Here is a 23,327-nt window from a genome sequence, read left to right as displayed (position 1 = left end):
GGGCACTCCGCCCTGACGCAGCAATTGCGCTACACTGCGCCGCTTGTACAGATCAAAGAGTTTGAAGGACAACCATGACGTTCAAGGCGCCGGACAGCCTCGCCGAGCAAATCGCTCACCACCTCGCCGAACGCATCATTCGCGGCGAAATGAAGCCCGGGGAGCGCATCCAGGAACAGAAGGTCACGCTGGCCCTCAATGTCAGCCGCGGTTCGGTCCGCGAGGCCTTGCTGATCCTCGAGCGTCGGCACCTGATCGCGATCCTGCCGCGACGGGGCGCCCACGTCACCGAGCTCACGCCGCACAAGGTGCAGAGCCTGTGCACGCTGATGAGCGAACTCTATATTCTGCTCGGTAACTCGGTGGCCAGCGGCTGGAAAACCCAGGCCGACATGGCGCCGTTCGTGCAGATCCAGCAACGTCTGACTGCCAGCTACGAACGTCAGGACATCCGCACTTTCGTCGACGACAGCTTCAATGTGATGCGTGCTGCGTACCCGTTCGCCGACAACCCGTACTTGCAGGAGACAGTCGAGAATTTGCAGCCGGCCATGAGCCGTGCGTATTTCCTTGCGCTGGACCAGCGCAAAGCGTCGATGAGTGAATTCCTCGAGCTGTTCGAACGCTTGCTCGCTGCCGTGCTGGCCCGTGACTTTGCGCAGATTCGCGTGGTGCTGACGGCTTACGCCCAGCGCAGTTGCGATCTGGTGATCTCCGCCTTGACGGACGCCTGATCTTGCGGCTCAAGTGCATCAAACTGGCGGGGTTCAAGTCCTTCGTCGATCCGACCACGGTGAACTTCCCCAGTAACATGGCGGCGGTGGTCGGGCCCAATGGCTGCGGCAAGTCGAACATCATCGACGCCGTGCGCTGGGTGATGGGCGAGAGCTCGGCGAAGAACCTGCGCGGCGAGTCGATGACCGACGTCATCTTCAATGGCTCGACCAGCCGCAAGCCGGTGAGCCAGGCCAGCATCGAACTGGTGTTCGATAACTCCGACGGCACACTGCTCGGCGAGTACGCCGCCTACGCGGAAATTTCCATTCGCCGCAAAGTGACCCGCGACAGCCAGACCACCTACTATCTCAACGGCACCAAGTGCCGGCGCCGCGACATCACCGACATCTTCCTTGGCACCGGCCTTGGCCCGCGCAGCTACTCGATCATCGAGCAGGGGATGATCTCCAAGCTGATCGAGTCCAAGCCAGAAGACCTGCGTAACTTCATCGAAGAAGCCGCGGGCATCTCCAAGTACAAGGAGCGCCGGCGCGAGACGGAAAATCGCATCCGCCGCACCCACGAAAACCTTGAGCGCCTGACCGACCTGCGCGAAGAGCTCGAGCGTCAGCTGGAACGCCTGCACCGCCAGGCCGAGGCCGCCAAGAAGTATCAGGAATTCAAGGGCGAGGAGCGCCAGCTCAAGGCCCAGCTGTCGGCTCTGCGCTGGCAGGCGTTGAACGATCAGGTCGGCCAGCGTGAAGCGATCATCGGCAACCAGGAAGTGTCTTTCGAAGCCCTGGTGGCCGAACAGCGCAATGCAGACGCAAGCATCGAGCGCCTGCGTGACGGGCACCACGACCTCTCGGAGCGCTTCAACCTGGTGCAGGGGCGCTTCTACTCGGTCGGCGGCGACATCGCCCGGGTCGAGCAGAGCATCCAGCACGGTCAACAGCGTTTGCGCCAGTTGCAGGATGACCTGAAAGAGGCCGAACGCGCACGCCTGGAAACCGAATCGCACCTGGGCCACGACCGCACGCTGCTGCTGACCCTCGGCGAAGAGCTGGACATGCTCACCCCGGAACAGGAAGTCACCAGCGCCGCCGCCGAAGAAGCCGCTGCCGCGCTGGAAGAGTCCGAAACCACCATGCACGGCTGGCAAGAGCAGTGGGATACGTTCAATCTCACCGCCGCCGAGCCGCGCCGTCAGGCCGAAGTGCAGCAATCGCGGATCCAGCAACTGGAAACCAGCCTGGAGCGCCTGGCCGACCGGCAGAAGCGTCTTGGCGAAGAACGCGCCTTGCTCTCGGCGGACCCGGAAGACGCGGCGATCATGGAGCTTGGCGAGCAGCTCGCCGAATCCGAAGCGACCCTTGAGGATTTGCAGACCAGCGAAGAAGCCCAGGTCGAAAAGCTCGAGCAGTTGCGTCAGGAATTGCAGCAAGCGCTGACCGCGCAGCAGCAGGCCCAGGGCGATTTGCAGCGCCTCAACGGTCGGCTGGCTTCACTCGAAGCCTTGCAGCAAGCCGCGCTCGATCCGGGCACCGGTACCGCCGAGTGGCTGCGCGAACAAAATCTTGCGAATCGCCCGCGCCTGGCCGAAGGCCTGAAGGTTGAAGCCGGTTGGGAGCTGGCGGTGGAAACCGTGCTCGGCGCCGACCTGCAAGCGGTGCTGGTGGACGACTTCAACGACTTCGATCTGTCGGGCTTTGCCCAGGGCGACTTGCGCTTGCTCAGCCCGTCCAGCGATGGCGTACGGGTGCCGGGCAGCCTGCTGGACAAGGTCGAGGCGCAGATCGATCTGTCGCCATGGCTGGGGCAGGTCAAACCGGTCGACAGCCTCGAACAGGCCTTGGCCTTGCGGGGCCAAATGGCTACCGGGCAGAGCCTGATCAGCCGTGACGGTTATTGGGTCGGCCGGCATTTCCTGCGGGTGCGTCGGGCCAGTGAAGCGGAAAGCGGCGTGCTCGCTCGCGGTCAGGAGATCCAGCAACTGGGCCTGGAGCGCGAAGAGCGCGAAGCCGCCGTCGAAACCCTGGAAACACGACTGCAGAATCTCAGGGCGCAGCAGCGTCAGCAGGAGAACGGCCGCGAACACTTGCGCCGCTTGCTGCAGGACGAAGCGCGTCAGCAAGGTGAATTGAAGGCTCAATTGTCCGCCGGCAAGGCCAAGGCCGAGCAATTGACCCTGCGCCGTACCCGTCTCGACGAAGAAATCGTTGAGTTGGACGAGCAGCGTGCACTGGAGCACGAGCACATCGGTGAAGCGCGCCTGCAATTGCAGGAAGCCCTCGACAGCATGGCGCTGGACACCGAGCAGCGTGAGTTGCTGTTGGCCCAGCGCGACAGCCTGCGTGAGCGTCTGGACCGGGTGCGTCAGGAAGCGCGGCAGCACAAGGATCACGCCCACCAGCTGGCGGTGCGTCTGGGCTCGCTCAAGGCGCAACATGATTCGACGCGCCAGGCGCTGGAACGACTGGAGATGCAGTCCGAACGCCTGACCGAAAAGCGCGAGCAACTGAGCCTCAATCTGGAGGAGGGCGAAGCACCGCTGGAAGAGCTGCGCCTGAAGCTCGAGGAGTTGCTCGACAAGCGCATGACCGTCGACGAAGAACTCAAGACCGCACAGATCGCCCTCGAAGACGCCGACCGCGAACTGCGCGACGCCGAGAAGCGCCGCAGTCAGGCCGAACAGCAATCGCAGTTGATTCGCGGCCAGCTCGAAACCCAGCGCATGGAATGGCAAGCCCTGACCGTGCGCCGCAAGACCTTGCAGGACCAGTTGCTCGAAGACGGCTACGATCTCCATGGCGTACTCGCGACCTTGACGGCCGAGGCCAGCGAGAAGGATGCCGAGGAAGAACTCGAGCGCATCGCCGCCAGGATCCAGCGCCTGGGCGCGATCAACCTGGCGGCCATCGATGAGTACCAGCAACAATCGGAACGTAAACGCTATCTGGATGCCCAGAACGACGATCTGGTGGAAGCCCTTGAAACCCTTGAGAACGTGATTCGCAAGATCGACAAGGAAACCCGCAACCGTTTCAAGGATACCTTTGATCAGATCAATGGCGGTTTACAGGCGCTTTTCCCAAAAGTTTTCGGTGGTGGCCGCGCATATTTGGAACTGACGGGCGAAGATTTACTCGATACAGGGGTAACAATCATGGCGCAGCCGCCAGGAAAGAAGAACAGCACCATCCATTTGCTCTCCGGCGGCGAAAAAGCCCTGACCGCATTGGCCCTGGTTTTTGCGATCTTCAAATTGAACCCGGCGCCGTTCTGCATGCTCGATGAGGTTGACGCGCCACTGGATGACGCTAACGTTGGACGCTACGCGCGATTGGTAAAAGAGATGTCACAGACAGTGCAGTTCATCTATATCACCCACAACAAGATCGCCATGGAAATGGCCGAACAACTGATGGGGGTGACGATGCACGAACCCGGTTGTTCACGCCTGGTGGCGGTGGATGTCGAGGAGGCGATGGCGATGGTGGATGCCTGAGTCGTGGTTGTAGGAAGAGTGTTTACGGTTTGTAGGACTCTTTTCCTGCCTTCGACTTGCTGGCCAATCGACATATTCGCGCTAGCCAACGTGGTAGACGGTGTAAAGTTGCCTTTGGTCGTGCTAGTTTAATGTCAATTTTTCGTATACGTGGGCAAAACGCCTGTCAGAACATAGAGTTGGCGCCACGTTTTAAAGCGGTTTGCAGGTTGTAAACCCCTTATTTTTCAGCATTTTTTATAGAGGCACGGGATTACATGGAAATCGGTCTGCGCGAGTGGCTGATCGTCATCGGCATAATTGTCATTGCCGGTATTCTTTTCGATGGCTGGCGCCGTATGCGCGGCGGCAAGGGAAAACTGAAGTTCCGTCTTGATCGAAGTCTGTCCAACCTGCCGGACGAGGACAGCAGCGCCGAGCTGCTGGGCCCGCCGCGCGTGTTGGACGCACATAAAGAGCCGCAACTGGACGAGCAGGACCTGCCATCGGTGAGCATGCCGGCCCGCGAGCCTCGCGAGTCGGGCTCCAAGCGCGGCAAGCGTGGCCACAGTGAGCCTTCCCAGGGCGACATGAACCTCAGCCTGGATCTGGACGGCGGCCCGAGCTTCAGCAGTCGCGACGACGATTTCCCGCATGACACCAAGTCCGCGCCAGCGGTCAACGACAAGGATCAGCCGCAAGCGGAAGAAGTGCTGGTGATCAGCGTGATCTGCCGCGACGCTGCCGGCTTCAAGGGCCCGGCGCTGTTGCAGAACATTCTGGAGAGCGGTTTGCGTTTCGGCGAGATGGACATTTTCCATCGCCACGAAAGCATGGCCGGCAATGGTGAAGTGCTGTTCTCCATGGCCAACGCCGTCAAGCCTGGCGTATTCGACCTGGACGACATCGACCACTTCAGCACCCCGGCGGTGAGCTTCTTCCTGGGGCTGCCAGGCCCTCGCCATCCGAAGCAAGCCTTCGACGTGATGGTGGCTGCGGCACGTAAATTGTCCCAGGAGCTCAACGGCGAACTGAAGGACGACCAGCGCAGCGTACTGACCGCCCAGACGATCGAGCACTACCGTCAGCGCATCGTCGAGTTCGAGCGCCGCGCCCTGACCCAGAAACGATAAAGGCAAAAGATCGCAGCCTTGCTTCACTCTGTAGGAGCTGTCGAGTGAAACGAGGCTGCGATCTCTTGATCTTAATGAGATGAAATAGGAGCAGCCTCGGCTGCTCTTTTGCTTTACGAGAGAACACCCATGACCGCCGCCAAGAACCGTATTTTAGAGCTGCGCGCTGAGCTGGATCAGCACAACTATCGCTATCACGTGCTCGACGAGCCGAGTATTCCGGACGCCGAGTACGACCGTTTGTTCAACGAGCTCAAGGCGCTGGAAGCGGCCAATCCCGAACTGATCACCAGCGACTCGCCAACCCAGCGAGTGGGCAGCGCGGCGCTGTCGGCGTTTACCCAGGTGCGTCACGAAGTGCCGATGCTCAGCCTCGGCAACGCCTTCGAAGAAACCGACATGCGTGAGTTCGACCGCCGGGTGACCGAAGGCCTGGACCTGCCTGCGGGCGATCTGTTCGGTGGCGGGGCAACCGTCGAGTACAGCTGCGAGCCCAAGCTCGATGGCCTGGCCGTCAGCCTGCTGTATCAGGACGGCATTCTGGTGCGTGGCGCGACCCGTGGCGACGGCACCACCGGCGAAGACATCAGCGTCAACGTGCGCACCGTGCGCAACATCCCGCTCAAGCTGCACGGTACCGGCTGGCCGGCGACCCTGGAAGTGCGCGGCGAAGTGTTCATGTCCAAGGCCGGTTTCGAGCGGCTCAACGCCACGCAACTGGAAGTCGGCGGCAAGACCTTCGCCAACCCGCGCAACGCAGCGGCGGGAAGCCTGCGGCAGCTGGATTCGAAGATCACCGCCAATCGCCCGCTGGAGTTCTGCTGCTACGGCATCGGCCAGGTGTCGGCGGACATTGCCGATACGCACATCGGCAATTTGCAGCAGCTCCAGGCCTGGGGCATGCCGATCAGTCATGAGCTGAAACTGGCGCACGGCATCGCCGAGTGCCTGGATTACTACCGCGACATCGGTGAGCGTCGCAGCACGCTGCCGTATGAAATCGACGGTGTGGTGTTCAAGGTCAACAGCATTGCCTCCCAGCGCGAACTGGGCTTTCGCGCCCGTGAACCGCGTTGGGCCATCGCCCACAAATTCCCGGCGATGGAAGAGCTTACCGAGCTGCTCGATGTGGAGTTCCAGGTCGGCCGCACCGGGGCGGTGACGCCGGTGGCGCGCCTGAAGCCGGTCAAGGTCGCGGGCGTCACGGTGGCCAATGCCACGCTGCACAACATGGACGAAGTCGCGCGCCTGGGCCTGATGATCGGCGACACGGTGATCATCCGCCGCGCCGGTGACGTGATTCCGCAGGTGGTGCAAGTGGTCATGGAGCGCCGTCCGGAAAACGCCCGGCCGGTGCAGATTCCGGAGCAGTGCCCGGTGTGCGGTTCCCATGTCGAACGCACACAGCTGATCAAGCGCAGCAAGGGTCGCGAGACGGTCAGCGAAGGTGCGGTGTATCGCTGCGTCGGTCGTCTGGCCTGTGGCGCGCAACTCAAGCAGGCCATCATTCACTTCGTATCCCGTCGCGCCATGGACATCGAAGGCCTGGGTGAAAAGAGCGTCGAGCAACTGGTCGACGAAGGCCTGGTGAGCTCGCCGGCCGATCTGTACGCCCTCACGTTCGAGCAGATCGTCGATCTGGAAGGCTTTGCCGAACTGTCGAGCAAGAACCTGCTCGGCGCCATCGAAGACAGCAAGAAGCCGGGCCTGGCGCGGTTCATCTACGCCCTGGGGATTCCCGATGTCGGCGAGGAGACGGCCAAGGTTTTGGCCCGCTCCCTGGGTTCGCTGGAGCGGGTGCAGCAGGCCTTGCCGCAGGTGCTGACGTACTTGCCGGATGTTGGCCTGGAAGTAGCGCACGAGATCCACAGCTTCTTTGAAGACGCGCATAACCAGCAGGTGATCGCTGATTTGCTCAGACATGGCCTGCAGATTCAGGATCAGGGCGAGTTGGGTGCCGAGTTTTCGGCGAGCACCACCCTGGGTGGTTTTCTCGACAAGCTGCATATCCCCTTGGTCGGACCGGGCGGGGCGCAGAAACTGGCGGACAAGTTCGGCTCGCTGCAGGCGGTGATCGGTGCTGACTGGCTGGATATGCGCCAGGCGCTGCCGGAGAAACAGGCCAATTCGGTGCGCGAGTTCTTTGCGGTCGAGGACAATCGCCAATTGGCCGAAGCGGCGGAGAAGCAACTGGCCGATTTCGGCATGCACTGGCAGAGCGAGAAAAAGGTCGTCGAAGGCTTGCCGCTGGCCGGGCAGACCTGGGTACTGACCGGCTCGCTGGAGTTGATGAGCCGCGATGTGGCCAAGGACAAACTCGAAAGCCTGGGGGCCAAGGTCGCCGGTTCGGTGTCGGCCAAGACCCATTGCGTGGTCGCAGGGCCCGGTGCCGGTTCGAAATTGACCAAGGCCAATGAGCTGGGCTTGAAGGTGCTGGATGAAGAGGCGTTTGTGGAGTTTCTGCGCGAGCACGATATTTCGGTGTGAAGCCATTCGCGAGCAAGCCCGCTCCCACCTTTAACCGGGTTCATCCTGCAAGAGTCCGATCGAATGTGGGGGCGGGCTTGCTCGCGAAGGCGATTTCAGCACCCCGGCAGAAAGCGGGAACGATCACGTCACGGTAATGATCTAGTCTCTGCAAGCCCCCGGGAGAGATCGCCATGTACCGTTTCTTCGAACGGCTCAGTTCGCGCATTACCGCACCGTTCGTGGGCGAAAGCTCGCGCAACAGCAAAGTCTGGTGTTGTCGTTGCGGGCAGTCGCTGTTCTTTCGCAACAGCCAGTGCCTGGCGTGTTCGGCGGCGTTGGGTTATCAGCCGGAGCAGAGTCGCTTGTCTGCGCTGCAACCGGGTGTGCAGGCGGGCACCTGGCTGCTGGATGCTGATCCCGGGGCTGGCCTGTTTCGACGCTGCGCCAACCTCGACTCCCCGGCGGCCTGTAATTGGTTGTTGCCTGCCAATGACCATGACTTCTTGTGCATTGCCTGCAGCCTCAATCGCACCATTCCTGATCTGTCGATAGCCGACAACCACGAGCGCTGGCGCAAGGTGGAAACCGCCAAGCGGCGTCTGGTCGCGCAACTGCTTAGCCTGGGGTTGCAGGTGATTCCCAAGACCGTCGATGAAGACACGGGCCTTGCCTTCGATTTCATCGGCGTCAGCCTCGAAGGCAAACCGCCCACCACCGGACACGCCAATGGCCTGGTCACCCTCGATATCAAGGAAGCCGACGACGCGTACCGCGAGCAGGTACGGGTGCAAATGCACGAACCCTACCGCACCTTGCTCGGGCATTTTCGTCACGAAGTGGGGCATTACTACTGGGATCGATTGGTCGCCCATAGCCATTGGCTTGAGCCTTTTCGCGGATTGTTCGGCGATGAACGCGCCAGCTATGCCGAAGCCCTCGAACGGCATTACCAGCAGGGCGCACCGCTCGACTGGCAGCAACACTACGTCAGTGCCTACGCCACCATGCACCCTTGGGAAGACTGGGCCGAAACCTGGGCGCATTACCTGCACATGATGGACGCCGTGGACACCGCGCTGGGTTTTGGCATGAGCGCTCGGGAGATGGACTTCGACTATCAGCCATTTCCGTTGGATACCCTCTACGATCCGCAGCATCCCGGCGGCGCGGCGTTCCTGTCGTTCGTCAATGCGTGGATCGAGCTGGCGGGCATGCTCAACGAGTTGTCACGCAGCATGGGGCAGCCGGATTTCTATCCGTTCGTCCTGCCGCCGGCGGTCATTGCCAGGCTGCACTTTATTCACCTGGTGATTCAGCAGGAGGGCGGCAGGGCGGACGAGGTGCTTGAGGCGCAATAGCAAGTGCTTGAAGCCCCTCATGTTTTTATTCCGAAACCAACGGTTGTAACTTCGCTTCAGATAGGTACAATGGCGCGGCTCGCCGACAGGTGAGTGTCGTTATGGTGACCCCATCGGTCCCCCCGCAACGATTACCCGTGAACCTGGTCAGATCCGGAAGGAAGCAGCCACAGCGGGAACATTGTGTGCCGGGGTGTGGCTGGTGGGGTTACCACCTTAACGCCACGCGAGTGTTCTCTCGCGTTATCTTTCTGAAAACAGACTTTCGCTAGCTGCCAGGATCTTGTCCGGGGCGGTTTTTCGTCGTTTGCGGTTTATCCACAGCCGCAGGCTCGCCACCGATATACAGCCTTACAATCTCATCGATCTCCCCGGACATCTTCATCCGCGCCAGGGTGCGCAGGATCTTTTGCACCGGGACCTGTGGGTCGTTGCGAACGTAGCAACCGATCTGGTTTTCCTGCAGCACGGCCACGCCTTGCAGTTGCTGCTCCGGCAACAGGCGGTGATTGAACCAGTCCAGGCTCCATTGATTGCTGACGGCATAGCGATTGCGACCGGCCAGGAGCTTTTCCAGCACTTGTTCCTGATTGCGTGCGTCGTCGCGCTGTAGTTGGCCGGTGTCGAACAGCGGCTGCAGGGTCGGGTAGTTGTAGCCCAGCACGGTGCCAATGGACTGTTGCGGCAAGTCGGCGGGTTTGACCGCGCCGGGCGGCGCATGCTGGGTGATCAACACGTCCGGTTGAGTGAAGAGCGGGATGCTCCAGAGATAATCATCAGGCTGATCGGGCAGCCACGATTGCGTGACATAACAGCGGACATCGACCTCGCCTTGATCCATGGCGCTTTGTATGCGCCTGCGGGGTAATACATGGAATTCGGCCGGTACACCGACCTGGGTCGCGAGGCTGAGCATTACGTCGTGCAGGATGCCCTGGGTCGGTTTGCCCCGTTCAAGCTGCACCATGGGCATGCTCCAGCTGTCGGGTATCACGAAGCGCAGCGGTGCTTGCGCAGCCACGCCGTCCATGCTGATCAACAGCAATGCCCCCAAGGCCAGCCGCATAAACACTCCATTAATAGCCCCCGATGTGCAGCTTAGCCACAATACACGAGCGCACCGGATGCAATTTGTCCCTTGCTCCGCTAGCATTAGCCGCCTCTGCTTCCTTCGCTGCGACGGTTTTCGATGAGTTATCAGGTTCTTGCACGTAAATGGCGTCCGCGCTCGTTCCGCGAAATGGTCGGCCAGACCCATGTGCTCAAGGCTCTGATCAATGCCTTGGACAGCCAGCGGCTGCACCACGCCTACCTCTTTACCGGTACCCGTGGGGTCGGCAAGACCACCATAGCGCGGATCATTGCCAAATGCCTGAACTGTGAGACAGGTATCACTTCGACCCCCTGTGGCGAGTGTTCGGTGTGTCGTGAAATCGATGAAGGGCGCTTTGTCGACCTGATCGAGATCGACGCTGCGAGCCGCACCAAGGTCGAAGATACCCGCGAATTGCTCGACAACGTGCAGTACGCCCCGAGTCGTGGGCGCTTCAAGGTCTACCTGATCGACGAAGTGCACATGCTCTCCAGCCATTCCTTTAACGCACTGCTCAAAACCCTTGAAGAGCCGCCACCCTACGTCAAGTTCATCCTGGCGACCACCGACCCGCAGAAACTTCCTGCAACGATTCTGTCGCGGTGCCTGCAGTTCTCCCTGAAGAACATGACGCCGGAACGCGTCGTCGAGCATTTGACCCACGTACTGGGTGTCGAGAACGTGCCGTTCGAGGACGATGCGCTGTGGCTGCTGGGCCGCGCCGCCGACGGGTCGATGCGTGATGCCATGAGCCTGACCGACCAGGCAATTGCCTTCGGTGAGGGCAAGGTCATGGCCGCCGATGTGCGGGCGATGCTCGGGACCCTCGATCACGGGCAGGTCTACGACGTCCTGCATGCGCTGATCGAAGGCGATGCCAAGGCGTTGCTCGAAGCCGTCCGCCACTTGGCCGAACAAGGCCCGGACTGGAACGGCGTGCTCTCGGAAATTCTCAATGTGCTGCACCGCGTCGCCATCGCCCAGGCCTTGCCGGAAGGTGTCGATAACGGTCACGGCGACCGTGATCGCGTGCTGGCACTGGCCCAGGCGTTGCCGGCCGAAGACGTGCAGTTCTACTACCAGATGGGTCTGATCGGCCGCCGCGATCTGCCGCTGGCGCCGGATCCCCGGGGCGGTTTTGAAATGGTGTTGCTGCGGATGCTGGCGTTCCGGCCCGCAGACACCGCGGATGCCCCGAGGCAACCGCTAAAGCCAGTGGGGATCAGCCAGGCCACAGTTGATTCCGCAAACTCAGTGGCTGCCGCGCCGGTTGTTGTGCCGGTAGTCGCTGCGGCCGTTGCACCGGTAGCGGCTCCAGCGCCTGCGCCGGAACCGGTTGCGCCGGTCGTTGTGCCGGAACCTGCGCCTGTGGTTGAAGCGGCGGTGGTCGAAGAGGTGGTCGACCTGCCGTGGAATGACCCGGTCGAGCGGGCACCCGTCCAGCAACCGGCGACGCAGCCGGTGCTGGAAACCGCCAGTGAACAGCCGACGCCGGACAGTGTGGTGCCGGACGCCCCGGAGTGGGCCGCCGCGCCCATCCCGGAACCCTCGGTGGCAGCCGTCGATGCCGCGACGCCGGGCATGGATCTGGATGACGAGCCGCCGCTGGACGAGGATTACATCGAGCCGGACATGGATTCGGCCTACAGTTACCTCGACGAGCTGGCCAGCGAGCACGCCGCCGACCCGGCTCCGGAGCCCGAGCCGGAGCCCGCGGCAATGCCGGCCACCGGATTGGCCCTGCAATGGCTGGAGCTGTTCCCGAAATTGCCGATCTCCGGCATGACCGGCAGCATCGCCGCCAACTGCACGCTGATCGCGGTGGATGGCGACAATTGGCTGATGCACCTGGACCCGGCCCACAGCGCCTTGTTCAACGCCACTCAACAGCGTCGCCTCAACGATGCGCTGAACCAGTATCACCAGCGCACGCTGACCCTGAGCATCGAGCTGATCAAGCCCGAGCAGGAAACCCCGGCACAAGCGGCTTCACGCCGCCGCGCCAACCGTCAGCGCGAGGCGGAGGAGTCGATCCACGGTGATCCGTTCATCCAGCAAATGATGCAGCAGTTCGGTGCGGTGGTCCGTAACGATACTATTGAACCTGTCGACGCCCTGGTCGCTCAGGGCTAATAACTGAAGGCGCCCGGCCGCATGGGCCGGGCGCTGTTTTAATCCAAGTACTTTTGAGGTGATTACCATGATGAAAGGTGGCATGGCCGGCCTGATGAAGCAGGCGCAGCAGATGCAGGAAAAAATGGCCAAGATGCAGGAAGAACTGGCCAACGCCGAAGTCACCGGTAAGGCCGGTGGCGATATGGTCATCGTGGTGATGACCGGTCGTCATGACGTCAAGAGCGTGACCATCGACCCGAGCCTGGTCGAAGGCATGAGCGAAGACGACAAGGAAATGCTGGAAGCGGTCATCGCATCCGCGGTCAACGATGCCGTGCGCAAGATCGAAGCCAACAGCCAGGACAAAATGGGCAGCATGACTGCCGGCATGCAACTGCCGCCGGGCATGAAACTGCCATTCTGATTCGCCTTCAGGCGGCAGATGAGTTACAAAAATGCCAGGCATAGCGCCTGGCATTTTTGTTTCTGTCTTTTGGGTATGTGTCGTCCGTGACGGCGCCTTCGCGAGCAAGCCCGCTCCCACAGGGGATTTGTGTACGGCGAGAATCCCCTGTGGGAGCGGGCTTGCTCGCGAAGAATTCACCCCGGTGCAACTGAAAACACATCGAACGCCATACCGCCACAAAGGTCTGCTCCCTATATCACTGAACCTCATCGATCACAGGAGACGCTGCCATGTCCGACCCCATTCCCCTCAATCAACGCATTGTCCTGGCTTCTCGCCCGGTGGGTGCGCCAACGCCGGAAAACTTCCGCATGGAGCGCGTGGCGCTGCCGGATCTGGCCGACGGTCAGGTGCTGCTCAAGACCGTTTTCCTGTCGCTGGATCCCTACATGCGCGGACGCATGAGTGACGCACCTTCCTACGCCGCGCCGGTGGAAATCGGCGAAGTCATGACCGGGGGCGCTGTCAGCCGGGTCGAGCGGTCGCTCAATCCTAAGTTTCAGGAAGGTGACCTGGTGGTCGGTGCCACCGGCTGGCAAAGCCACAGCATCAATGACGGTCGCAGCATCATTCCGATTCCCGCGCTGCCAAGCCCTTCGATGGCCCTCGGGGTACTGGGTATGCCGGGCATGACCGCCTACATGGGCCTGATGGACATCGGCCAGCCCAAGGCCGGCGAGACCCTGGTGGTTGCAGCGGCGTCCGGCGCGGTGGGTTCGGTGGTTGGCCAGGTGGCGAAGATCAAGGGCCTGCGGGTGGTTGGTGTGGCGGGTGGAGCGAAAAAGTGCCGCTATGTGGTCGACGAGTTGGGCTTCGACGCCTGCATCGATCACAGGAGCCCGGATTTTGCTGAGGAACTGGCGCAAGCCTGTCCCAAAGGCATCGACATTTATTATGAAAATGTCGGTGGCAAGGTATTCGACGCCGTGGTGCCGTTGCTCAATCCCAAGGCGCGGATTCCACTGTGTGGCTTGATCGCGTCCTATAACGCCCATGAGGCGCCGAGCGGCCCGGATCGCCTGCCACTGTTGCAGCGCACCTTGTTGACCAAGCGGGTGCGCATCCAGGGCTTCATCGTGTTCGATGACTATGGTGATCGCCAGCCGGAATTCCTCAGTGCCATGGCGCCCTGGGTACGTGATGGCAAGGTGAAGTTCCGCGAAGACGTGGTCGATGGCCTGGAACAGGCGCCCGATGCGTTCATCGGCATGTTGGAAGGGCGCAACTTCGGCAAACTGGTGGTTCGGGTTTCCCGGGACTGAGTAATTCACGCTGCAATTTGACGCTCAACCGAGGCGCGGGTATAAACCGCGTCTCGTTGTTTTGTCGGACTTTTCCACCATGAGCTTCAGCCCTTTGATTCGCCAACTGATCGACGCCCTGCGAATTTTGCCAGGCGTGGGTCAGAAAACCGCCCAGCGCATGGCGTTGCAGTTGCTCGAACGCGACCGCAGCGGCGGCTCGCGTCTGGCGCTGGCCCTGAGCCAGGCCATGGAAGGGGTCGGTCACTGCCGCTTGTGCCGTACGCTGACGGAAGATGATCTGTGCCCGCAATGCGCCGATACCCGTCGCGACGACACCTTGCTTTGCGTGGTGGAAGGCCCGATGGACGTCTATGCGGTGGAGCAGACCGGTTTTCGCGGACGCTATTTCGTGCTCAAGGGGCATCTGTCGCCGCTCGACGGCTTGGGTCCGGAAGCCATCGGCATTCCGCAATTGATGGCGCGGATCGAGGAGGCCGGCACGTTCGCCGAAGTCATTCTGGCCACCAACCCGACCGTGGAAGGTGAAGCCACGGCGCACTACATCGCCCAATTGCTCAGCAGCAAAGGCCTGATCGCCTCGCGCATCGCCCATGGCGTGCCGCTGGGTGGCGAGCTGGAACTGGTGGATGGTGGGACGCTGGCGCATTCGTTTGCCGGGCGTAAGCCGATTTCGCTCTGAGTTGTGCGGTGTCTTTTCTGACGCCTTCGCGAGCAAGCCCGCTCCCACACTTGACCGAGTTGCAAAGACTTACACGGTCTAATGTGGGAGCGGGCTTGCTCGCGAAAGGCGCGCCTCGATCTTTCGAGTTCACACAATCCTGTTGAAAACCAAGCAAGCGCTCGGTTAACTTCACTGACCCCTTCAGTGGAGCTCGCCGATGTCTGCCTTTCAGGAATACTTCGACCCCAGCCACCAATTGGTCCGCGACAGCGTCAGACGTTTCGTCGAACGCGAGATACTTCCTGATATCGAGCAGTGGGAAGAAGCCGAAAGCTTTCCTCGCGAGCTCTACCTCAAGGCCGGCGCGGCGGGGATTCTCGGCATCGGTTATCCGCAAACTTACGGAGGCAGCCACGAAGGGGATCTGTTCGCCAAGGTTGCCGCCAGTGAAGAGTTGATGCGCTGCGGCTCAGGCGGGCTGGTCGCGGGCCTGGGCTCGCTGGATATCGGCTTGCCGCCCATTCTCAAGTGGGCCCGACCCGAAGTTCGGGATCGTGTGCTGCCCCAGGTGCTGTCTGGAGAGAAGATCAGCGCCCTGGCCATCACCGAGCCTGGGGGCGGCTCCGACGTCGCCAACCTGCAAACCCGTGCCGTGCGCGAAGGTGATTTCTACCGGGTCAGTGGCAGCAAGACCTTTATCACCAGCGGCGTGCGTGCGGATTTCTACACTGTTGCAGTGCGAACGGGCGAGCCGGGTTTCGGTGGCATCAGCCTGTTGCTGATCGAGAAGGGCACGCCAGGTTTCACCGTAGGACGGCAGCTGAAGAAAATGGGCTGGTGGGCGTCAGACACCGCTGAACTGTTCTTCGATGATTGCCGAGTGCCTGCAGGAAACCTGATCGGCACCGAGAACATGGGTTTTGCCTGCATCATGGGTAATTTCCAGAGCGAGCGCCTGGCCCTGGCGTTGATGGCCAACATGACCGCACAACTGGCGCTGGAGGAGAGCCTGAAATGGGCGCGCCAGCGCGAAGCCTTTGGCAAACCGATCGGCAAGTTTCAGGTGATCAAGCATCGCCTGGCCGAGATGGCGACCGCGCTGGAAGTGTCCCGGGAGTTCACATACCGCCAGGCCGCGAAAATGGCGGCGGGGCAGGGCGTGATCAAGGAAATTTCCATGGCCAAGAATTTTGCGACGGATACCGCGGACCGGATCGTCAATGATGCGGTGCAGATTTTGGGTGGGCTGGGTTATATGCGCGAGAGTCTGGTCGAGCGCCTGTACCGCGACAACCGGATCCTGTCGATTGGCGGTGGGACGCGAGAAGTGATGAATGAGATCATCAGCAAGCAGATGGGGCTGTAATCGGCGGTGTGGCGGCTGACGCCATCGCGAGCAAGCTCTCCCACAGTGTTCTTTGTCATGCACAGAATTTGTGAACGCCGCAGATTCCTGTGGGAGCGGGCTTGCTCGCGAAGGCGTCAGTACAGGCGCCAGATTACTTATCAGTCAGCGCAAACTGCGTCAGGCAAAACGTAGGAATGCCCATGTCTTCCAGACGCTGCGAGCCACCCAGCTCCGGCAGGTCGATGATCGCCGCCGCTTCATGCACCCGCGCGCCCATGCGGCGGATCAGATTGGCGGCGGCAATCAGGGTGCCGCCGGTCGCGATCAGGTCATCGAACATCACCACCGAGTCCCCTTCGCACAGGCTGTCGGCGTGCACTTCCAGGAAGGCTTCGCCGTATTCGGTCGCATAGCCCTCGGCCAACACTTCAGCCGGCAGTTTGCCTTGCTTGCGGAACAGCACCAGCGGTTTGTTCAACTGATAGGCCAGTACCGAACCGATCAGGAAGCCACGGGCGTCCATCGCGCCGATGTGGGTGAAGTCAGCCTCGACGTAACGGTGGGCGAAGCTGTCCATCACCAGGCGCAGGGCCGTGGGCGACTGGAACAGCGGGGTGATGTCGCGAAAGATCACGCCCGGCTTCGGGAAGTCGATGACAGGGCGGATGAGGGATTTGATGTCGAAGGAGTCGAAGACCATCGTCGTGGTGTCCTGGCAGGGCTGCAAACGAGGCAGTATAACGGCGGCTGAACCCTTTCGCTCAGCCGCAACGTTTTGTTTCAGTCCAGTGAGCCACCGGCCAGGGCGCACAGCTGGATCGGGTCGATAATCCGGATTTCCTTGCCTTCTGCCGCAATCAGCTCGTTTTGCTGGAAGCGGGTAAAGACCCGGGACACGGTTTCCACCGCCAGGCCCAGGTAGTTGCCGATTTCGTTGCGCGACATGCTCAGGCGAAACTGATTGGCGGAAAAACCCCGGGCGCGGAAACGTGCCGACAGGTTGACCAGGAAGGTGGCGATGCGTTCGTCGGCGGTCTTTTTCGACAACAGCAACATCATCTGCTGGTCGTCACGGATTTCGCGACTCATCACCCGCATCAACTGGCGGCGCAACTGCGGCAATTGCAGGGCCAGTTCGTCGAGGCGTTCGAAAGGGATTTCACATACCGAGGTGGTTTCCAGGGCTTGTGCCGATACCGGGTGCTTTTCAGTGTCCATGCCCGACAGGCCGACCAGTTCGCTGGGCAGGTGGAAGCCGGTGAGCTGTTCTTCACCGGAGTCGCTCAGGCTGAAGGTCTTGAGGGCGCCGGAACGGACGGCGTAGACAGAATCGAAGGTATCGCCCTGGCGAAACAGAAACTCGCCCTTTTTCAGCGGCCGGCCGCGTTTGACGATTTCGTCCAGCGCATCCATGTCTTCCAGATTCAGCGAAAGTGGCAGGCAAAGAGGGGCCAGGCTGCAATCCTTGCAATGGGCTTGATTATGAGCGCGCTGTTTTACTGGCTCGGACATTTCTTCAATCCTTGTGGGAATTCACACATAAGACGTAAGGGTAACTCACCATAGGAGATCGAGGCCAGTCCGGGACGCTACCTTGCAGAATTAGATCACCCGTGAAAATCGCTGGCGGCTGTGTTGTTCCAGGTACGTGTCGAACACCATGCACACCGAACGCACCAACAGTCGCCCGGCGGGCAGGATGGTGATCCTGTCGCGATCGAGTTCGATCAGCCCGTCTTTGGCCATGCCTTGCAGTTGGGGCCAGAGTTCGCCGAAGTAGCCCTGGAAATCGATGTTGAAGGCTTGTTCGATGTCGGAGAATTCCAGGCTGAAATTGCAGATCAATTGCGCAATGACCGCGCGCCGCAGCCGGTCATCGGCATTGCACAGCAGGCCGCGGCTGGTGGCCAGTTGCATTGAGGCCAGGGTGTTCTGATAGTGGTTCAGGTCGCTGCTGTTCTGGCAGTAGAGGTCGCCGATCTGGCTGATTGCCGAGACGCCGAGGCCGATCAGATCGCAATGACCGTGGGTGGTGTAACCCTGGAAATTGCGTTGCAGGGTCGATTCTTCCTGGGCAATCGCCAGCTCATCGTCGGGCAGGGCGAAGTGGTCCATGCCGATGTAGCGGTAGCCTGCGCCGATCAGTTGCTCGATGGTGCGCTGCAGCATTTCCAGTTTCTGTGCGGGTGTCGGCAGTTCATTGCTGTTGATGCGCCGCTGCGGCATGAAGCGTTCCGGCAGGTGGGCGTAGTTGAACACCGATAACCTGTCCGGTTGCAGGTTGATGACCTCTTCGACGGTGCGGGCGAAATTCTCCGGCGTCTGTCTCGGCAGGCCGTAGATCAAGTCGATATTGATCGAGCGAAACTGCAAGGTGCGGGCAGCGTCGATCACCGCGCGGGTTTCTTCCAGGCTTTGCAGGCGATTGACTGCGCGTTGCACCGCCGGGTCGAGGTCTTGCAGGCCGATGCTGACCCGGTTGAAACCCAGTTCCCGCAGCAGTCCCATGGTCGACCAGTCGGCCTCGCGGGGGTCGATCTCGATGCCGTAGTCGCCGGAATCGTCGTCGAGCAAATTGAAGTGTTTGCGCAAATGCGCCATCAACTGGCGCAGTTCGTCGTGGCTGAGAAAGGTCGGCGTGCCGCCACCGAAGTGCAGTTGCTCGACTTTCTGCGTGGGGTCGAGGTGGCAGGCGATCAACTGGATCTCCTGTTCCAGGCGCTGCAAATACGGCTGCGCCCGGCCGCGATCCTTGGTGATGACCTTGTTGCAGGCGCAGTAGTAGCAAATGTTCGCGCAGAACGGCACGTGCACGTACAGCGACAGCGGGCGTTGGGCCTTGCGGCTGTCGCGCAGGGCATGAAACAGGTCGAAGGTGCCGACCTGGCTGTTGAATTGCACTGCGGTCGGGTACGAGGTGTAGCGGGGTCCCGCCAGGTCATAACGGCGGATCAGATCGGTGTCCCAACGAATGGCGTCGAGCATCATGCGGGCATTCCCCGGATAGGCTGGCAGTGTCGGCCACCTTATGCGAGGTCGGGATTGGGCATCTTGATTTGCATCAAGGATGTCATTGCCAAACATCCCCTATAGCAGCAGCCTCGCAGGCTCGGCAGCTGCTACAAGGGGGCGCCGCCGATTTAGTGCCCCATGAGCCAATGCTGATGCGGCCCCGGCAGTGTCCAGAGACCAAACAGCATCACCAGCATCCCACCCGCCATGCGCACACTGCGCTTGCGCAATAGTGCGGTGACGCGCTCGGCAGCCAGGCCGGTCGCCAGCAATACCGGCCAGGTGCCGAGCCCGAACGCAAGCATCAACAATGCACTGTCCAGCGCGTTGCCCTGACTGGCTGACCATAGCAGGGTGCTGTAAACCAGACCGCACGGCAGCCAGCCCCAGAGCGCACCCAGCAGCAGCGCGCGCGGAACGCTCGATACCGGCAGCAACCGGTTGGCGACTGGCTGGATGTGCCGCCACAAGCCTCGACCGAGGCTTTCGATACGGGTCAGGCCGCTCCACCAGCCGGCCAGGTACAGGCCCATGGCAATCAGCAGCAACCCGGCGAGGACACGCAGGAACATCGCCGCCGGGCTGCTGGCCACGGCCCATCCGGCCAGGCCGATCAATAGTCCGGCGCAGGCATAACTCAGGATCCGCCCCAGGTTGTAGGCCAGCAGCAGGCGAAAGCGGCGGCTGCGTTGTTCCTTGGGAATCGCCAGGGTCAGCGCGCCCATCAAGCCGCCGCACATGCCCAGGCAATGGCCACCGCCGAGCAAGCCGAGGATCACCGCCGACACCAGCAGTGGCGCCAGGTCAAGCATGGGGCGGGGCCTTGTCTTGCGGCTTGGCCGGTTGGCCGCTGGCCTCATCGACGGCGGCGGTGTGGTTCGGGTCCTGGTCGTCGAACAGGATGCTGTGGGCCGGGCCGTCAAGGTCGTCGTACTGACCGCTGTCCACCGCCCAGAAGAAGATATAGACGGCGATGGCCACGATCAGCAGTGCAGCGGGAATCATCACGTAAAGAGCTGGCATCTGGACTCCATGCCCGCGCGGCTCAGGCCGGCAGCGGGCGGGTTTCTGGCGTGGTGCAGGGGGCGGGCGCGCTCGGCATGCGAGTCAGGCGCAGCGCGTTCAATACCACGGTCAACGAACTGATCGACATGCCCACCGCCGCCCATACCGGAGTGATCCAGCCGAGGGCTGCGAAGGGCAGCATGAGGCCATTGTACAACCCCGCCCACAACAGGTTCTCGATAATGACCCGACGGGTGCGCCGCGCCAGGCTGAAGGCTTGCACCAGCGCGTCGAGGCGGTTGGACAGCAGCACGGCATCGGCACTGGTTTTCGCCAGGTCGGTGGCCGAGCCCATGGCGACGCTGATATCCGCAGCCGCCAGCACCGGCACGTCATTGACCCCGTCACCCAGCATCAACACCTTGCGCCCTTCCTTGTGCAGTTGTTGCAGGACTTGCAGTTTGTCGTCCGGACGCAAGCCGCCACGGGCTTCATCGATGCCCAGTTCCGCCGCAACGCTGGCGACCATCGGTGAACTGTCGCCGGACAACAGCAGCGTGCGCCAGCCACGCGCCTTGCACGCGGCGAGCAGCGCGGGCGCATCGGCCCGCAAGCGATCATCGAGGACGAGCCAGGCCAGCGGTCCCTGGCTGTCGCCAAGCAGCAGCCATTGGCCGGCTTCTTCGGGCATCGACGGCACCACGGCGCCGCTGAGTTCGCAGACGAAACACGATTGGCCGATGCGCAGGCGTCGCCCTTCAACCAGCCCCTCCAGGCCAAGGCCCGGTGTGCTGTGGACTTCTTCGGCCGCCATCGGCGCACGACCGAAAGCGCGGGCGATCGGGTGTTCGGAGCGGTTTTCCAGGGCGGCGGCGAGGCTCAGGCATTGATTGCTGTCGAGCGCGCCGAGGGGGCGGATCGAGCGCAGCGCCAGACGCCCTTCGGTGAGGGTGCCGGTCTTGTCGAAAATCACCGTGTCGATCTGGTTCAAGCCTTCCAGCACATGACCACGGGTCAACAGCAGGCCAAGTTTGTGCAATGTGCCGGTGGCGGCGGTGAGGGCGGTCGGCGTCGCCAGCGACAAGGCGCAGGGGCAGGTCGCCACCAGCATCGCCAACACAATCCAGAATGCCCGCGATGAGTCCAGCTCCCACCACAACAGGCCAATTGCGGCGGCGGCGATCAGCGACAACAGCAGGAACCATTGCGCGGCGCGGTCGGCGATTTCCGCCAGGCGCGGCTTTTCGGCCTGGGCACGCTCGAGCAGGCGAACGATGGCCGAGAGGCGAGTGTCCTGGCCCAGGGCCTGGACCTCGACGGTAAGCGCGCCTTCGACGTTCATTGTGCCGGCGGTGACCGCATCGCCCAGGGTGCGGGGTTGCGGCAGGTATTCGCCGGTCAGCAGCGACTCGTCGACACTCGACTGGCCGTCGAGGATCTTGCCGTCAGCCGGGAGAATGGCGCCTGGATGAACCAGCACCTGATCGCCAATGCGCAGTTCGCTGAGCAGAATGCGTTCGCTCTGGCCGTCGGCGGTCAATCGCAGGCACGAGGCGGGCAGCAGATTCACAAGCTGCGCGGTGGCGGCGGCGGTGCGTTCGCGGGCGCGCCGCTCCAGATAACGCCCGGCCAGCAGGAACAGGGCAAACATGCCGACGGCATCGAAATACAGTTCGCCGACCCCGGTGATGGATGTCCAGATCCCGGCGATGTAGGCGCTGCCGATGGCCAGCGACACCGAAACGTCCATGGTCAGGTGGCGGGTGCGCAGGTCGCGCATGGCGCCCTTGAAGAACGGCGCGCAGCTGTAGAACACGATCGGGGTGGTGAGGAACAGCGCAACCCAGCGCAGGATGGTGTGCAGTTCGGGGCTCAGGTCGATGTTGAATTCAGGCCAGGTGGCCATGGTTGCCATCATCGCCTGGAACCACAGCAACCCGGCCACGCCGAGCTGGCGCAGGGCCAGGCGGTTTTCGCTGGCCAGTTGTTCGCTGGCCCGGTCGGCCTGATACGGGTGCGCGGCGTAACCGATGTGGCGCAGCTCGCTGAGGACCTGGCTCAGGGGTAATTGCGCGTCGCTCCAGCGTACGTGCAGGCGATGGTTGGACAGGTTCAGGCGCGCTTCGGCTACGGCAGGCAAGGTGCGCAGGTGTTTTTCGATCAACCAGCCGCAGGCGGCGCAACTGATGCCTTCCATCAATAGTGTGGTTTCGGCGAGTTCGCCGTCGTGGCGAACGAAGGGTTGCTGCACATCGGCACGGTCGTACAGCGCCAGTTCATCCACCAGTTGCACTGGCAGCGCTTCGGGGTTGGCCGAGGCTTCGCTGCGGTGCTGGTAATAGCTATCCAGGCCGCCGGCGACAATGGCCTCGGCCACAGCCTGGCAACCCGGGCAGCAGAATTCGCGGGTTTGCCCCAGGACCGCGGCGGTGAAGCGGCTGCCGGCCGGGACGGGCAGGGCGCAGTGGTAGCAGGGGAGTGGGGTGGTCATGGGATTTTCATTAATGCCGCAGGATCTCTGTCGTCAAGCAGGGCCTCTTCGCGGGCAAGCCCGCTCCCACAGGGATCATCGGTGTACGCAAAATCTGCGTATGACATTGATCAACTGTGGGAGCGGGCTTGCCCGCGAATGCGCGGAGCGCAGCTTTTACTTTTTCAGGTCTTCAGCACCTTGCAACGGTTCGTCACCGAGCAGCAGATCCTTGTCGTGGCTGACCGGTTCTTCTTCGAACATGCGCCAGATGTGCTCGTCCTGAGTGCCAAGCAACTCGACAAAACGCCGGCCTTCGACCTTGTCGTTCAACTGGCCGATGTAGCGGCCCTGTTCGGTTTCGCTGCGGGTCAGGGTGATCTTGCGATCCTTTTCCGGCTGGGTCGGCGAGATCAGGTTCAGCTCCAGGGTCCCGGGCTGGCTGTCGCCGCTCAGGCGCAGGTCAACCTCGCCGGTCATGCCGTCGAGATGAACGCTGGCACGCATTTTCAGGGTCTGGGCCAGCAGCTCACGGTCAAGGGAGCGGTTGATGCCTTTTCCGGCCTCGTAGTAGTTGTCGTTGACCAGGTTGTCAGGGTTGTTCACCGCGATGGTCACCATGGACAAGGTCAAGGCCACCGAGCAGGCCAGGATCCCGATGATGATCCACGGCCAGAGGTGCTTGTACCAGGGACTTGCGGCAGTTGCTGCGGGCATGTTCTGTTCTC

18 protein-coding genes and 1 other RNA gene are annotated in these 23,327 nt (G+C 61.8%); 11 read left to right on the top strand and 8 right to left on the bottom strand.

Annotation, left to right across the window (positions count from 1 at the left end):
- The first annotated feature begins 74 nt into the window (after window positions 1–74).
- From AC07W4_RS14695 to ffs, 6 genes are all read left to right on the top strand, one after another.
- The gene (locus AC07W4_RS14695) at window positions 75–734 is read left to right on the top strand and encodes a GntR family transcriptional regulator (protein ID WP_495032908.1); all 660 of its coding nucleotides are present in this window, start codon (window positions 75–77) and stop codon (window positions 732–734) included.
- Window positions 735–736: 2 nt separating this feature from the next.
- Entirely contained in the window at window positions 737–4,225 is a 3,489-nt protein-coding gene (smc, locus tag AC07W4_RS14690) for a chromosome segregation protein SMC (RefSeq protein ID WP_495032907.1), read from the top strand.
- A gap of 257 nt (window positions 4,226–4,482) precedes the next feature.
- Entirely contained in the window at window positions 4,483–5,337 is an 855-nt protein-coding gene (gene zipA, locus AC07W4_RS14685) for a cell division protein ZipA (protein ID WP_495032906.1), read from the top strand.
- 129 nt (window positions 5,338–5,466) lie between these two features.
- Window positions 5,467–7,824, top strand: coding sequence for an NAD-dependent DNA ligase LigA (gene ligA, locus AC07W4_RS14680; RefSeq protein WP_495032905.1), 2,358 nt, complete (start codon window positions 5,467–5,469; stop codon window positions 7,822–7,824).
- 173 nt (window positions 7,825–7,997) lie between these two features.
- Window positions 7,998–9,164 (top strand): zinc-binding metallopeptidase family protein, encoded by a 1,167-nt coding sequence (locus AC07W4_RS14675; protein WP_495032904.1) that lies wholly within the window; start codon window positions 7,998–8,000, stop codon window positions 9,162–9,164.
- 111 nt (window positions 9,165–9,275) lie between these two features.
- Window positions 9,276–9,372: signal recognition particle sRNA small type (gene ffs / locus AC07W4_RS14670), an RNA gene on the top strand.
- A 60-nt stretch (window positions 9,373–9,432) separates the two neighbouring features.
- Here ffs and AC07W4_RS14665 read toward each other — a convergent pair.
- Window positions 9,433–10,230 carry a substrate-binding periplasmic protein gene (locus tag AC07W4_RS14665; protein WP_495032903.1) on the bottom strand — a complete coding sequence of 266 codons (798 nt, stop codon included), beginning with the start codon at window positions 10,228–10,230 and terminating at the stop codon, window positions 9,433–9,435.
- 123 nt (window positions 10,231–10,353) lie between these two features.
- On the opposite strand from AC07W4_RS14665, the gene dnaX reads away from it, so the two are divergent.
- The 5 genes from dnaX (at window position 10,354) to AC07W4_RS14640 (ending at window position 16,130) form a co-directional block, all read left to right on the top strand.
- Window positions 10,354–12,390 carry a DNA polymerase III subunit gamma/tau gene (gene dnaX, locus AC07W4_RS14660; RefSeq protein WP_495032902.1) on the top strand — a complete coding sequence of 679 codons (2,037 nt, stop codon included), beginning with the start codon at window positions 10,354–10,356 and terminating at the stop codon, window positions 12,388–12,390.
- 67 nt (window positions 12,391–12,457) lie between these two features.
- Window positions 12,458–12,796: a YbaB/EbfC family nucleoid-associated protein gene (locus tag AC07W4_RS14655; protein WP_495032901.1), complete on the top strand. Its 339-nt coding sequence runs from the start codon at window positions 12,458–12,460 to the stop codon at window positions 12,794–12,796.
- Window positions 12,797–13,068: 272 nt separating this feature from the next.
- Window positions 13,069–14,100 (top strand): NADPH-dependent curcumin/dihydrocurcumin reductase, encoded by a 1,032-nt coding sequence (gene curA, locus AC07W4_RS14650; protein ID WP_495032900.1) that lies wholly within the window; start codon window positions 13,069–13,071, stop codon window positions 14,098–14,100.
- A gap of 79 nt (window positions 14,101–14,179) precedes the next feature.
- On the top strand, window positions 14,180–14,782 hold the full coding sequence (gene recR / locus AC07W4_RS14645) for a recombination mediator RecR (protein WP_008050204.1): 603 nt from the start codon (window positions 14,180–14,182) through the stop codon (window positions 14,780–14,782).
- Between the two features lie 199 nt (window positions 14,783–14,981).
- Entirely contained in the window at window positions 14,982–16,130 is a 1,149-nt protein-coding gene (locus AC07W4_RS14640; protein WP_495032899.1) for an acyl-CoA dehydrogenase family protein, read from the top strand.
- A 133-nt stretch (window positions 16,131–16,263) separates the two neighbouring features.
- On the opposite strand, the gene AC07W4_RS14635 is transcribed toward AC07W4_RS14640, so the two are convergent.
- The 7 genes from AC07W4_RS14635 to AC07W4_RS14605 all read right to left on the bottom strand — a co-directional run bounded on the left by AC07W4_RS14635 (window position 16,264) and on the right by AC07W4_RS14605 (window position 23,316).
- Window positions 16,264–16,812, bottom strand: coding sequence for an adenine phosphoribosyltransferase (locus AC07W4_RS14635; RefSeq protein WP_495032898.1), 549 nt, complete (start codon window positions 16,810–16,812; stop codon window positions 16,264–16,266).
- 80 nt (window positions 16,813–16,892) lie between these two features.
- Window positions 16,893–17,624 (bottom strand): fumarate/nitrate reduction transcriptional regulator Fnr, encoded by a 732-nt coding sequence (gene fnr / locus AC07W4_RS14630; RefSeq protein ID WP_008050207.1) that lies wholly within the window; start codon window positions 17,622–17,624, stop codon window positions 16,893–16,895.
- 90 nt (window positions 17,625–17,714) lie between these two features.
- The gene (gene hemN, locus AC07W4_RS14625) at window positions 17,715–19,097 is read right to left on the bottom strand and encodes an oxygen-independent coproporphyrinogen III oxidase (RefSeq protein ID WP_495032940.1); all 1,383 of its coding nucleotides are present in this window, start codon (window positions 19,095–19,097) and stop codon (window positions 17,715–17,717) included.
- 155 nt (window positions 19,098–19,252) lie between these two features.
- Complete coding sequence (locus tag AC07W4_RS14620) at window positions 19,253–19,936, bottom strand: sulfite exporter TauE/SafE family protein (RefSeq protein ID WP_495032897.1); 684 nt, start codon at window positions 19,934–19,936, stop codon at window positions 19,253–19,255.
- Window positions 19,929–20,147 carry a cbb3-type cytochrome oxidase assembly protein CcoS gene (ccoS, locus tag AC07W4_RS14615; RefSeq protein WP_007971444.1) on the bottom strand — a complete coding sequence of 73 codons (219 nt, stop codon included), beginning with the start codon at window positions 20,145–20,147 and terminating at the stop codon, window positions 19,929–19,931. The genes AC07W4_RS14620 and ccoS overlap by 8 nt, the downstream gene beginning before the upstream one ends.
- 22 nt (window positions 20,148–20,169) lie before the next feature.
- Entirely contained in the window at window positions 20,170–22,620 is a 2,451-nt protein-coding gene (locus AC07W4_RS14610; RefSeq protein WP_495032896.1) for a heavy metal translocating P-type ATPase, read from the bottom strand.
- 156 nt (window positions 22,621–22,776) lie between these two features.
- Window positions 22,777–23,316, bottom strand: coding sequence for a FixH family protein (locus AC07W4_RS14605; protein ID WP_495032895.1), 540 nt, complete (start codon window positions 23,314–23,316; stop codon window positions 22,777–22,779).
- Window positions 23,317–23,327 lie beyond the last annotated feature (11 nt).

The organism is Pseudomonas sp. GW821-FHT02A08, from assembly GCF_059422045.1.
Note: the sequence above shows the minus strand (reverse complement) of the source record. Positions and strands in the feature narration are given on the sequence as shown.

Bases quoted from the DNA above. Each gene is read 5' to 3' on its own strand.
- AC07W4_RS14695 (WP_495032908.1), top strand. From the start codon at position 75: ATGACGTTCAAGGCGCCGGACAGCCTCGCCGAGCAAATCGCTCACCAC.
- zipA (WP_495032906.1), top strand. From the start codon at position 4,483: ATGGAAATCGGTCTGCGCGAGTGGCTGATCGTCATCGGCATAATTGTC.
- ligA (WP_495032905.1), top strand. From the start codon at position 5,467: ATGACCGCCGCCAAGAACCGTATTTTAGAGCTGCGCGCTGAGCTGGAT.
- AC07W4_RS14675 (WP_495032904.1), top strand. From the start codon at position 7,998: ATGTACCGTTTCTTCGAACGGCTCAGTTCGCGCATTACCGCACCGTTC.
- AC07W4_RS14665 (WP_495032903.1), bottom strand. From the start codon at position 10,230: ATGCGGCTGGCCTTGGGGGCATTGCTGTTGATCAGCATGGACGGCGTG.
- dnaX (WP_495032902.1), top strand. From the start codon at position 10,354: ATGAGTTATCAGGTTCTTGCACGTAAATGGCGTCCGCGCTCGTTCCGC.
- AC07W4_RS14655 (WP_495032901.1), top strand. From the start codon at position 12,458: ATGATGAAAGGTGGCATGGCCGGCCTGATGAAGCAGGCGCAGCAGATG.
- curA (WP_495032900.1), top strand. From the start codon at position 13,069: ATGTCCGACCCCATTCCCCTCAATCAACGCATTGTCCTGGCTTCTCGC.
- recR (WP_008050204.1), top strand. From the start codon at position 14,180: ATGAGCTTCAGCCCTTTGATTCGCCAACTGATCGACGCCCTGCGAATT.
- AC07W4_RS14640 (WP_495032899.1), top strand. From the start codon at position 14,982: ATGTCTGCCTTTCAGGAATACTTCGACCCCAGCCACCAATTGGTCCGC.
- AC07W4_RS14635 (WP_495032898.1), bottom strand. From the start codon at position 16,812: ATGGTCTTCGACTCCTTCGACATCAAATCCCTCATCCGCCCTGTCATC.
- fnr (WP_008050207.1), bottom strand. From the start codon at position 17,624: ATGTCCGAGCCAGTAAAACAGCGCGCTCATAATCAAGCCCATTGCAAG.
- hemN (WP_495032940.1), bottom strand. From the start codon at position 19,097: ATGCTCGACGCCATTCGTTGGGACACCGATCTGATCCGCCGTTATGAC.
- AC07W4_RS14620 (WP_495032897.1), bottom strand. From the start codon at position 19,936: ATGCTTGACCTGGCGCCACTGCTGGTGTCGGCGGTGATCCTCGGCTTG.
- ccoS (WP_007971444.1), bottom strand. From the start codon at position 20,147: ATGCCAGCTCTTTACGTGATGATTCCCGCTGCACTGCTGATCGTGGCC.
- AC07W4_RS14610 (WP_495032896.1), bottom strand. From the start codon at position 22,620: ATGACCACCCCACTCCCCTGCTACCACTGCGCCCTGCCCGTCCCGGCC.
- AC07W4_RS14605 (WP_495032895.1), bottom strand. From the start codon at position 23,316: ATGCCCGCAGCAACTGCCGCAAGTCCCTGGTACAAGCACCTCTGGCCG.